Source organism: Moraxella sp. ZY200743 (genome assembly GCF_050885545.1).
Lineage (GTDB): Bacteria > Pseudomonadota > Gammaproteobacteria > Pseudomonadales > Moraxellaceae > Moraxella > Moraxella haemolytica.
Map to the genome: position 1 here is coordinate 672,369 of NZ_CP091313.1, position 10,913 is coordinate 683,281.

A 10,913-nucleotide genomic window follows, 5' to 3' on the forward strand; every position below is an offset into this window, starting at 1 on the left:
AATTGGGATAAATAAAAATTACTACTGGGTAACCAAGTCAATGTCATCATCAATCATTTAATCCCAGAGCTACCAAACCCCCCTGTGCCACGCTCACTATCATCACTAAACTGATCTACAATTTCAAAAGAAGGACGAACGACAGGTACGACCATATACTGAGCCATGCGTTCGGCAGGATTTAGGATAAAATCAGCATCACTTCTATTCCATACTGATACCATAAGTTCGCCTTGATAGTCAGCATCAATCAGCCCCACCAAGTTACCAAGTACAATACCATGCTTATGCCCAAGTCCTGAGCGAGGCAGGATAATCCCTGCATAATTTGGATCTTTGATATAAATCGCCATGCCTGTGCCGATGAGTTTGGTCTCGCCTGCACGGATGATAACAGGCTTATCAATGCAGGCACGCAAATCAATGCCGGCCGAACCGTCTGTAGCACGAGTAGGTAGTGGAAAGTTTGAGTCTGTACCGATTTTGGGATTTAGGAGTTTGACTTGGACTGTGTTCATGAGCTGTCTTTTGCTATCTGTTAAAATGAGTTTGAAAAATAATTGACCAAATGGATTGGGTGAAACATAAAAAGCAGTACATAAAGCAATCTGACAATATGCTAATAACCTGCCTATTATGTGGTTAATGTGGCGTTCAGTGCCATTTGGTTTGCTGTTATTATGAGGTATTTATATACTGATTTACCCCAAAATAAAAAGATGAGCTGATGATACGAGTGATTGACAATGAAATCAAGTAAAAAACACTAAAAAATTGTAAAAAATCCCATAAAGTTTGGTGAATTGATGCCTTTGCGATACAATAGGTGTGTTTTGATTTTGAGAAAATGTGATGCTACTAAAAGCGTTCTTGGTTATCTTTGCGTGTTTATTCCTTGGTCAGGTGATTGTCATGGGATTTGATTTGCCCTTACCTGCCAGTGTAATTGGGCTGCTACTATTATTTATTTCATTACAGATTGGATTGGTTAAGCTAAAGACGGTGGAAAAACTTGCCAAAGTGATGCTTGATCATTTGGTGCTGTTGGTCATTCCTGTGTGTATTTCTATCATGCAATACCTTGATGTCATCGCTGATGATGCGTGGATATTGATAGTAGCGACGGTTATCAGTACTTTAGCTGTGCTGGTGGTTACAGGCAAAAGCTATGAATGGCTAAGGCATCTACAAAAATCAACAAAAGGGGTGAAAAATGGCTGAAAGGTCGGTATTGATGCTGTTTTTTGAGCTAAAAAACAGCCCGTTTTTGTTGATTTTTATAATGGTTGGTGCGTTTGAGCTGAGTGTTTGGTTAAGACAAACCTTAAAGCAACCACTCATTAACCCCACGCTCATCACGACTGTGGTAGTCATCGCATTTTTAAAGCTGTTTGGTATTTCTTGGGAGAGTTTTGAGCGAGCCAGTGGTTATCTTAGTTTTTGGCTACAGCCTGTGGTGGTGTGTATGGCGGTGCCTTTATACATGCAGTGGCAAAAAATCCGAGCCCAATGGCTGCCTATTATTGTTTCTCAGTTCATCGGTTCTGTGGTCGGTATCATAACGGGTGTGTGCCTTGTACAGCTTTTAGGTGGTAGTGAGGATAGTGTCATTGCCATTGCCGCTAAGTCTGTTACCATGCCGATTGCTATTGAAGTTACTAAAGTGTTAGATGGGGTGGTGGGTATCAGTGCGGCAATGGTGTTAATTGCAGGTGTGGTAGGGCAGATCATGGGGGTGTATGTGCTACATCAAGCACGCATCAGACGGGCAATGGCTCAAGGGTTATCATTAGGGACGGCGTCGCACGCTTTAGGGACGGTGCGAGCCATGCAGATGAGTTCTCATCATATGGTATATGCAACAGTAGGGCTGATTTTAAATGGGGTATTGACAGCTTTTATCGCCCCTGTGATTGTACCGTGGCTGATTGGATTATAGATAACAAAAGGATAGCAACCTAATATTAAAAATACTTTGGGTGAACCTAAGAGATTTTTTGTCGGTGGTATCAAAGGTTTTAGATTGGCTTTTTTAATACCTAATAATAGACGACCTAAAATAAGTCGTTCATGAGCAATGGGTGTATTTGATTGATGGCAGGATTTTTAGTGGCATTGCATAATACAATACAAAAACACCGCCAATGACGGTGTTTTGGTTGGTTTTGATGAATACTGCCGATCAATGTGGCAACTTTTGTAAAGAAGCAATGCGATCATCAAGCGTTGGGTGGCTACGGAACAAGCTGGCAATGCTAAAGCCTTGTGATTGACCGCTTGAAATGGCAAAGGCTTTCATGCTCTCTGGCATTTGGTCTGGGTGGGATTGAGCAGGGCGAAGAGCATTTAGTGCGGCGATCATATTATCACGACCTGCTAGGCGAGCCCCCATTTCATCGGCACGATATTCACGCAGGCGAGAGAACCACATAACAATCGCACTTGCCAAGATACCCAACAAAATATCCATGACAATACTGGTAACAAAGTAAGCGATGCCAGGAGAATCACTTTCGTTCTTAAATATCGCCCGATCGACAAAATTACCGATAATGCGAGCAAAGAACATCACAAAGGCATTGACGACACCTTGAATAAGTGCCAGTGTTACCATATCGCCATTTGCCACATGACCGATTTCATGAGCAAGTACCGCTTCAACTTCTTCTGCTGTCATGGTGTGTAATAGTCCTGTTGAGACAGCAACTAGGGCGTTATTTTTGTTCCAACCTGTCGCAAAAGCGTTTGGCTGTGGGTTATCAAAAATACCAACTTCAGGCATGCCGATACCAACGGTCTTTGCTTGCTTGGCAATGGTATCAACAAGCCATTGTTCTGTACCATTTTTTGGGCTTTTGATAACGAGCGTGCCTGTGGATTTTTTTGCCATCCACTTTGACAAAAATAACGAGATGATAGAACCTACCATGCCATATACAAGACACATAACAGCGAGGCTGACATAGTTTAATCCATTTGAGCCATGCACACTGCCCAAGCCAAAGACGCTAGATAAAACACCAAAAACAATGCTAAATACGATTAGAACCGCTATGTTGGTTAATAAAAACAAACCAATTCGCATCATAGCTAATTTTTCCTTTTTAAAAGAATTTAAAATTGGATGATAAAATTACTGAATAAAAAATCAGATAAACATGAAAAAATCTGATTAATGTTATTATAAGGATAAAACTAAAAATTAAAAGCCTTTTACCACCTGATGCACAAAAAATAAACACAATAAGTTGGTATAATTCACAAAAATGGGTAGTGAATCAAAAGTTTTGGCTTGCATTTGGTTCATTGCTGTGCTTGGCGTTGATGTATGGTTTATTCACCGTCTGTAGTGGTGTTAATGTTAATGCCTGTGGGCCGTTCAATCTTTTTGATGGTGGTTGTCATGCTTAAATCCATATTCATCGCTAGCTGATATCCGCCTTGAGATAGATTGGTGTCGTGAGCATATAGGTTTTGATGGCGACTATTAACCTTGTGTACATAGTTTCGTGTTTCTTTAAATGGTGGAATGCCACCATATCGCTTGACATTGGCATGACCTGCGTTATAGGCGGCGATGATGTGGTCTTGATTTGAAAATTTTTGACTAAGCCATGCGATATATTTAACCCCACCTTCGATATTATCAGCCGGATCCCAAACATTGATCACGCCCATATCACGAGCGGTGCCGGGCATGAGCTGCATAAGTCCTTGAGCTCCCATGGGTGATTTGGCGTATGGGTTAAATGATGATTCGGTATGTATGATTGCTTTGACTAAGGCGGGATCTACGCCATGACGAGTAGCAGACTCTCTGATGAGAGTATCATAGGTGTTATTACCAATGCTTCCAATATTTTGGCTGTACGGTATGCTATATTGGATGGGTTTGGTGGGCTTTGTGCCATAGTGAATGTCGGAATCGTATTGACTACTGCTGATATAAGTAAATTTACTTGCACCGCTACCGTTAGACTGAATGATTGTTAATAATTTATCATCAATCTGTGCATAAGCAGAAAGGGTGGATGTGCTAAGTGATAAGGCGGTAAGGATAAGCGAAAGGGTTTTTTGCATGATATTTGTTTGGTCAAAAATTGCGTGCATGTAGCACAGACTTGGTAAATACGCCCAAGCTTCTTTTGTGTGCTTTGGTAACCAAAGTGGGTCATTCTTGCACTCATCTTGATGGCATGATACAGGTCTTGCTGTATTGTCTTGAAAATATCTAAAAATAAAAGGGTGTTAATAAGCACCCTTTTATTTAAATCATCATCAAAAATCTTAATGCTTACTCAAAAATTTTGATGTAAGCAGAGGCTTTCATTTCTTGAATCCAGTCTTCTTGGGCTTGCGGAGCGATACGCTCAAAGATGATCTCACGAGCAATATTTTTGTGAACTTGTGAGGTAACATCACGCTCTCGTATATTATCTACCTTTAGAATATGCCAACCAAACTGTGAGCGAAAAGGTGTGGAGTAGTCGCCTTTTTCGGTGTTTTTCATCACCGCTTCAAATTCTGGTACCATCTGGTTTTCACTTACCCAACCTAGGCTACCTTGTTGCTGTGCTGAACCTGTATCGTCAGAATAGGTGGCCGCCAATTGAGCAAAGTTTGCCCCTTTTTGTAGTTCATTGTACAGTGCGTTGATTTTTTGTTCAGCAAGTGCGGCATTTTGGTTGTCATCAACGCGTACTAGAATGTGGCTGGTTTGCCATTCTGGCATGATGACTTTTGAGCCATCAGATTTTTCTACCACTTTGACGACATCAATGCCTGTGCTACTAACAATAGGATTGGTTGTTTCGCCTGCTGCCAAAGTGGTGATTTGTGGTGCTAGCTGGCGTGGTATGGCGTTTTGATTGATTAGCCCTGTATCCGCCCCTTGTAATTGTGGCTCATGGTCTTTGAACTGATTGAGTATCATACCAAGTGATTTACCACTTTGTAGAGCGACAGCAACTTCTTTGGCGACATCGTGAGCTTTGGCTTTATCTTGACTGTTGGCATTGTCCCTGTAGGGAATACGAATATGCACGAGATGATATTGCGACTGTTTGATGCTGGCAGCCTCAGGAGACTTCAAAAAAGCTTCAATCTCTTGGTCGCTGATATTGATGCGGTTTGACATTTGGTGTTGCCACAAAGCGGTAATCGCACCATCTTCGATGAGCTGATTGCGTAAAGCGGCATAGCTACCTTTTTGCTTGGCGTCAAGGGTGGCTTGTAGTTCAGATAGTGATTTTAGACCTTGTGCATGAGAGATTTCAAGCAGTTGGCGGTTGATGACTTCTTCATTGGGGGTAACGCCTGCACGATTGATGATACCCATTTGTAGTTTACGGACAATAAGAGCATCTAGGGCGGCGTGTTGAATTTGAGCAGAAGTGGCATTGATGTTATTGGCTCGGTATTGTGCATTTAGAGCGGCGATGGCGGCAACCAATTCACTCTTTAAGATGATTTCGTCATTCACCACGGCGATGATACCATCGGTGCCTTGAGAGATGCTGATATTAGCGAGTGCCATCGGAGTAACACCAAGTGTCGCTGTGGCAAGCATACCCATCAATAAAGGGCGGATTAAAAATTTGCCTTGCATGAAAGTTCCTTTAATTTTTAAAGTAGTTGCTAAAAGGTTATTAACAAAAAATCTCATTAAGTGTAGCATTTGCCACGCTCATCGTCAAACCCATGAGATAAATTTTACCAAAGTGTTTGAATGGGTAACGATTGGGCAAGATAAATCATTTGGTGTTTAGTAAGATTGTTGCCATACAGATTGGGTGCTGTCATAGCCAATTACTTTATCGCTCATGAGGCGATTTAACCGACCGCCACTGGTTATGCCGTTTAGGCGAATCTCCGCCATGATGGTGTTGTTTGCTCTGGCTTCTGGGTTTAGGCTATTTCTATAGCGGCGTACATAGACCGACAGCCCATAACAGCAATCTTCGTAGTTGATACCGACTAACGCATCTAATAATCGGTCGTTGCGATAGTCGTACTGAGCTTGGCTTAGGACACGCCAGTGATTGCTGATGGGAAAAATAGCAGCGGCAGTATAAGCGTGCAAAGGCAGTTGATTAAAAGCCGGAGTTTCTTTGCGATTGATGACACCTAGGCTATATAGGCTATGCTCTTTTGGTTGATAGCGTAGTTGTGCATTGATGTGATTTAGGTCATAATTGGGCGTGAATGAACCATCTGATTCTACCCATAGGTTGTTTATTGGTTGTGCACTAACCTGCCAAGCCAATCCTGAGTTGCCATTGTGCTTGGCGATGTTATCCTTTAAACCAACTTTTAAGTTATCCAAATAAAACTGCTGTGCCACACCAGTATGCAGGCGAGTATTGCCATCTTTATCAATGTAGCGATAACTAAGAGCAGGTGTGATGGCATGCAAGTCTTGAATGCGGTCATGACCTAGTAACCATGAGTCAGACAATAGCTGGTCGTAACTGATGGCGGCATAAGCAGCTTTAAAATTTGGAATATTGCGTTGGTCTTTATAGGGGGTATGGTTATATTTGATGCGAGGGGATAGCACCTGATAACCATCCAAGCTACCATCAAACCAACCAAAAGGTGAGCCTGATTTTTCAAAGAAAGTTGCGGTATCTAGGCTAAATTGTGGGGCGAAGACTGAATAAGTGCCTTTTTTGCCTATTAAATTTTGTGCTGTCAAGCTATCTTCATCGTAAGAGGCATATAGATGGTTAAGGCTTAGTTTTGGCGTAAGATAGCCCCACGAACGCAGCATTGGATAGCTTGCTGAGAGCTGATTGTACATACGCAAACCGCTTTTTTCGCTTTCTGAATTATCATTGATGGATTTTTTGAAATAAGCAATATTATGCGTACCTGTAATATCAAGTTTATTTAGTGAGCTTGGGATACGAAGTTTTTGACCTAAGGCATCATCAGACTTGGGTAGGGTGTAATCTACCATCAGTTGTGGCAATTTTGAATAGGGTTTATCCTTATCGGCAATGGGCGTACCGTTATGATTTGTACCGCCTAGCGTCTGAAAGGTCTCTGCACGAAAATCAGCATTGAGATGTTCGTTATAATAATTCACCCCAATGCGTCGTGGCAGGTTTAAAGGATTGTTTTTAAGCCCTAGTGTGTCAAAGTCATTTAAATAATCAGTATCTGATACATGGCGATAAGTGGCATAGGCAGAGAGATTATTGATGTTTTTGGCATGCCATTCATGATCAAAGAATACATGATAGCGGTCTTTATTGTTGCGTTTGCGGTCGTTGGGTAAATAGGCGACATCAAAAGTACCTGAGCCATATTTTTTGGTCAAATAACGAAATTCAGCACCAAGCATGGGGTTTTTGTTACTAAACAGGGTTGGTGTTAGCGTTGCATCAAAGTTGGGGGCCAAATTAAAATAGTAAGGAGTATCAACCTGCACGCCATCACTAGAATTGATTCCCACATTAGGTAATAAAAATCCACTGCTACGGCGAGCATCAATAGGAAAATTAAAATACGGCAAGTAAAATACAGGTATGTCTTTGATTTTGAGTGTGCTGTTTTTGGCAATGCCACGACCTGTGTTGGTGTCAATTTCAATGCTGTCTGCATTTAGATGCCATTTGCGTTCAGTGGGCGGACAAGTAGTAAACATGACTTCGTCCATCTGATAGTTGGCGTCGTTGATTTTTTTTAGCTCTTTGGCGTGACCATGTGCACCGATGGTAGTGCTAGCAAAGGCGACATCTTGGGCTTTAGCGGTTTTGTCTTTAGCATTGTATTGCAGTTTATTTGCCACGCCAATGATGCCTGCACTGCTTTGATTGGTTTCATTTAGCTTTTGCTGACTACTGGATTGATTGACTGGAGTGTGAGTGGGTGTATCGCCAAAGATGACTTGACCTGTTGCTGTAGATTCGCCTGTTTTTGGGTTGAAAGTGATTTTGTCGGCAAAAACTTGTTGACCATTTTGTTCTAAGATGACATTACCTGACAATTCGGCATATTCGTCATTGCCATAATAGCCATAGTCTGCTTGGGCGTAATAAGTACCATCAGTAGCGTCTGGCTTGATTTGCCCATAAGCGTTTTGTTCTGATGAGTGCATGATTTGTGCCTGCGACTCATTCGTTACTTGTCGGTCGGCTGGTTGCTCGTGTCCTAGCTCTTGAGTAAGAGATGTGCGTTCTTGTCTTGGGTGCACCCATACACCTTGACAGCGTGCTTCATCATTAGACTTGGTATGATAGTAGCTAGATAGGCGCTCAAGGCTACTGTTTTTTTTGATAGGCTGACCGGATTGTGGTGTGTAAGCCAAAGCGTTGGTTGGCGACAACGCACCAAATAATGCCATGTGAATGCTGACAGCCAAGCATAGTTTGGCGTGCTTTGGTTTAAGTAGGGTGCTTTTTGGTTTCACAGTCAAAAACCTTGTATGTTGTCTTTTGATGATAAAGTGTCGTGATGATAAAGCATCGTCATGATTTTTTTGGTTATTTTACACCATTTTTTATGAAAGGTTGTAAGATTTTCATCATGAAATATGGCGATTTTAGCAGAAATTTACAGTACGATCACCAAGAAACATGGTAAAATCTGACCCATCTTTACCAATTTTTATGAGTCTGGGGGCTTATATGACAACACGCCATGATGAGATGATGGTTTTTTTGAATGCCAACCTTGCTACAGGGTTTAGAGTAGAAAGTCTAGCAGGCGATGCCAGTTTTCGCCGTTATCATCGCATATATCTGCCAAATGTCGATGAAAATGGCGTGCCTGTAACTTACCTGCTCATGGATGCACCACCTGATAAAGAAAGTGTGGCAGAGTTTGTTAATGTCGCTGACATGATGTCGGACACGGTGAATGTACCGCAGATTATTGTTCGTGATATTGAGCGTGGCTTTTTGTTATTACAAGACTTTGGCACGGTTGAATTTGCTCACCTTATCCGTGATGATAAGGCAAATGTTGATGCCTATTATACCAAGGCTTTGCAAACCTTAGTTGGGTTGCAAAGTTTACCCACTAAAGTAAACCTGCCTGAATATAGCAAACAAAAACTGTCTGACGAAATGGCGTTATTCACCGAGTGGTTCTTGCCTTATGTTGGGGTTTTGCTCAGTGATGAAGCTAGAGATATCATGCGTGACTTTACCGCCTATCTGCTAGAGAATATCGTAGCACAACCAAAAGTTGTTGTGCATCGAGATTATCACAGCCGTAATTTGATGGTGGACAAAGGCAGTGATGCCTTGGGAGTGATTGACTTTCAAGATGCGGTCATCGGAGCGTATACTTATGATTTGGTAAGCTTGGTGCGTGATGCTTATGTGGATTTTGATGAATCTTGGGTGAATGCTAAGATTGCCGAATTTCATCAGCTAAAACAGCTTCATGGCGACATTGATGACTTTATCAAGGAAGTAAACATCATGGGTGTACAGCGTCATCTTAAGGTGCTAGGTATTTTTGTGCGCCTCTATCAAAGAGATGGCAAGGCTCGCTATTTGGCGAATATTCCTAAAGTCATGAAAGATTTACTAAATGAGCTTGACTGGCTACAAACACATGGTGAAACAGCGGTTGTGCCATTTAAGAGTTGGTTAAACTCGGTGGTTCTGCCTGCTTATCATGCCAAGTTTTCCTAGCAGACTATACGATGGTGAGAAAGTCTGATGGTGGTTGGCTTTATGGCACATTGATGCAAGAACAGCCATTACAAAAACAACCATTATAGGCAAGTTTGTTTTATCAAAATATTTATTTCATTGATTAAAAAGGAAGTCATGAGCATTACACAAGCGATGATTTTAGCGGCAGGCAAAGGTACTAGAATGCGTCCTTTGACTTTAACGACCCCCAAGCCTTTGGTTCCTGTGGCGGATAAGGCACTGATTTTGTGGCACATTGAGCGACTTCGTAGCGTGGGAATCTGCGATATTGTCATTAATGTGGGATATCTTGGTCGGCAGATTATTGATGTGCTATCAGGCATGGATTTAGGGGTGAATCTGCGGCTTTCTGATGAAAGCGTGCTTGATGAGCCACTTGAGACAGCAGGGGGTATTAAGTATGCTTTGGCAAATGGGCTATTAAGAGATGAGCCGTTTATTTTAATTAATGGTGATGTGTGGACAGAGTATGATTTTTCTGGCTTGATTAACCATAAACTGTCTGAGCATTTGGCACATTTGATGCTTGTTGAGAATCCAGAACATAATCTGGCAGGGGATTTTTCCCTAACTGGTAATTTAGTACAGCCAAAAAGCGATGATGCACCTAGCCACACTTTTGCAGGCATTAGCGTGCTGTCGCCTAGACTGATTGATGCGGTGGAGGTAGGCGAGATAGCTCCGCTTGCTCCGTTTTTAAAAACAGCCATGCTAAACAATGCGGTAACAGGGGATATCATGACTGATAAATGGGTTGATGTCGGTACTCTGGAGCGGTTGTCTTATGTTGATGCCTATGCCAGAAAACTAAAGATTGATTAAATAGTTAATAAAATCATAATCTTACAAAATATTTTAGATTTTTATGAAAAAAAGAATTGACACTCTGATAAAAATCTATATAATACGCACCACAACGAACGAACAATGAAGTTGCTTAATATAGTATTTATTTAATCAATTTCAAGTAGTTCAACAGAACATGGGCGGTTAGCTCAGTTGGTAGAGCGTCTGCCTTACAAGCAGAGGGTCAGCGGTTCGAATCCGTTACCGCCCACCATGTTCGCAGCGGTAGTTCAGTTGGTTAGAATACCGGCCTGTCACGCCGGGGGTCGCGGGTTCGAGTCCCGTCCGCTGCGCCATCTTATTTCAAACTTATATGAGTTTGACTTTTTTACCCCAAGTCTCCCCTGTCTTGGGGTTTTTTTGTTTATGTTTTTTGTTTGCAAGTTGTGTTTT

General features: G+C 41.9%; 9 protein-coding genes and 2 tRNA genes. 6 read left to right on the plus strand and 5 right to left on the minus strand.

Translation table 11 applies throughout. The annotated features are described in order from the left end of the window. Positions 1 to 53: 53 nt before the first annotated feature. Complete coding sequence (gene dut, locus L3D27_RS03240) at positions 54 to 518, minus strand: dUTP diphosphatase (protein WP_432481531.1); 465 nt, start codon at positions 516 to 518, stop codon at positions 54 to 56. 334 nt (positions 519 to 852) lie between these two features. On the opposite strand from dut, the gene L3D27_RS03245 reads away from it, so the two are divergent. Together L3D27_RS03245 and L3D27_RS03250 are read left to right on the plus strand one after the other, a co-directional pair. Continuing rightward, entirely contained in the window at positions 853 to 1,221 is a 369-nt protein-coding gene (locus L3D27_RS03245; RefSeq protein WP_432481862.1) for a CidA/LrgA family protein, read from the plus strand. Beyond that, positions 1,214 to 1,939 carry an LrgB family protein gene (locus tag L3D27_RS03250; RefSeq protein ID WP_432481532.1) on the plus strand — a complete coding sequence of 242 codons (726 nt, stop codon included), beginning with the start codon at positions 1,214 to 1,216 and terminating at the stop codon, positions 1,937 to 1,939. The genes L3D27_RS03245 and L3D27_RS03250 overlap by 8 nt, the downstream gene beginning before the upstream one ends. 243 nt (positions 1,940 to 2,182) lie before the next feature. Here L3D27_RS03250 and htpX read toward each other — a convergent pair whose 3' ends face one another. The 4 genes from htpX to lptD form a co-directional block, all read right to left on the minus strand. Beyond that, entirely contained in the window at positions 2,183 to 3,088 is a 906-nt protein-coding gene (htpX, locus tag L3D27_RS03255) for a protease HtpX (protein WP_432481533.1), read from the minus strand. A 245-nt stretch (positions 3,089 to 3,333) separates the two neighbouring features. Further along, a complete protein-coding gene (locus L3D27_RS03260) occupies positions 3,334 to 4,080 on the minus strand; it encodes a lytic transglycosylase domain-containing protein (RefSeq protein WP_432481534.1) in 747 nt (248 codons plus the stop codon). 214 nt (positions 4,081 to 4,294) lie between these two features. Continuing rightward, positions 4,295 to 5,608 carry a peptidylprolyl isomerase gene (locus tag L3D27_RS03265; RefSeq protein ID WP_432481535.1) on the minus strand — a complete coding sequence of 438 codons (1,314 nt, stop codon included), beginning with the start codon at positions 5,606 to 5,608 and terminating at the stop codon, positions 4,295 to 4,297. 156 nt (positions 5,609 to 5,764) lie between these two features. Next, positions 5,765 to 8,416 (minus strand): LPS assembly protein LptD, encoded by a 2,652-nt coding sequence (lptD, locus tag L3D27_RS03270; RefSeq protein ID WP_432481536.1) that lies wholly within the window; start codon positions 8,414 to 8,416, stop codon positions 5,765 to 5,767. Positions 8,417 to 8,633: 217 nt separating this feature from the next. On the opposite strand from lptD, the gene L3D27_RS03275 reads away from it, so the two are divergent. The 4 genes from L3D27_RS03275 (at position 8,634) to L3D27_RS03290 (ending at position 10,816) form a co-directional block, all read left to right on the plus strand. Next, a complete protein-coding gene (locus L3D27_RS03275; RefSeq protein ID WP_284674220.1) occupies positions 8,634 to 9,650 on the plus strand; it encodes an aminoglycoside phosphotransferase family protein in 1,017 nt (338 codons plus the stop codon). A gap of 138 nt (positions 9,651 to 9,788) precedes the next feature. Continuing rightward, positions 9,789 to 10,496 (plus strand): nucleotidyltransferase family protein, encoded by a 708-nt coding sequence (locus L3D27_RS03280; RefSeq protein ID WP_432481537.1) that lies wholly within the window; start codon positions 9,789 to 9,791, stop codon positions 10,494 to 10,496. 162 nt (positions 10,497 to 10,658) lie between these two features. Continuing rightward, positions 10,659 to 10,734 (plus strand) — tRNA-Val (locus tag L3D27_RS03285). A gap of 5 nt (positions 10,735 to 10,739) precedes the next feature. After that, a tRNA-Asp gene (locus L3D27_RS03290) sits at positions 10,740 to 10,816 on the plus strand. Positions 10,817 to 10,913 lie beyond the last annotated feature (97 nt).

Excerpts from the sequence above, each read along its gene's own strand:
- dut (WP_432481531.1), bottom strand. The coding sequence starts at position 518 with ATGAACACAGTCCAAGTCAAACTCCTAAATCCCAAAATCGGTACAGAC.
- L3D27_RS03245 (WP_432481862.1), top strand. The coding sequence starts at position 853 with ATGCTACTAAAAGCGTTCTTGGTTATCTTTGCGTGTTTATTCCTTGGT.
- L3D27_RS03250 (WP_432481532.1), top strand. The coding sequence starts at position 1,214 with ATGGCTGAAAGGTCGGTATTGATGCTGTTTTTTGAGCTAAAAAACAGC.
- htpX (WP_432481533.1), bottom strand. The coding sequence starts at position 3,088 with ATGATGCGAATTGGTTTGTTTTTATTAACCAACATAGCGGTTCTAATC.
- L3D27_RS03260 (WP_432481534.1), bottom strand. The coding sequence starts at position 4,080 with ATGCAAAAAACCCTTTCGCTTATCCTTACCGCCTTATCACTTAGCACA.
- L3D27_RS03265 (WP_432481535.1), bottom strand. The coding sequence starts at position 5,608 with ATGCAAGGCAAATTTTTAATCCGCCCTTTATTGATGGGTATGCTTGCC.
- L3D27_RS03275 (WP_284674220.1), top strand. The coding sequence starts at position 8,634 with ATGACAACACGCCATGATGAGATGATGGTTTTTTTGAATGCCAACCTT.
- L3D27_RS03280 (WP_432481537.1), top strand. The coding sequence starts at position 9,789 with ATGAGCATTACACAAGCGATGATTTTAGCGGCAGGCAAAGGTACTAGA.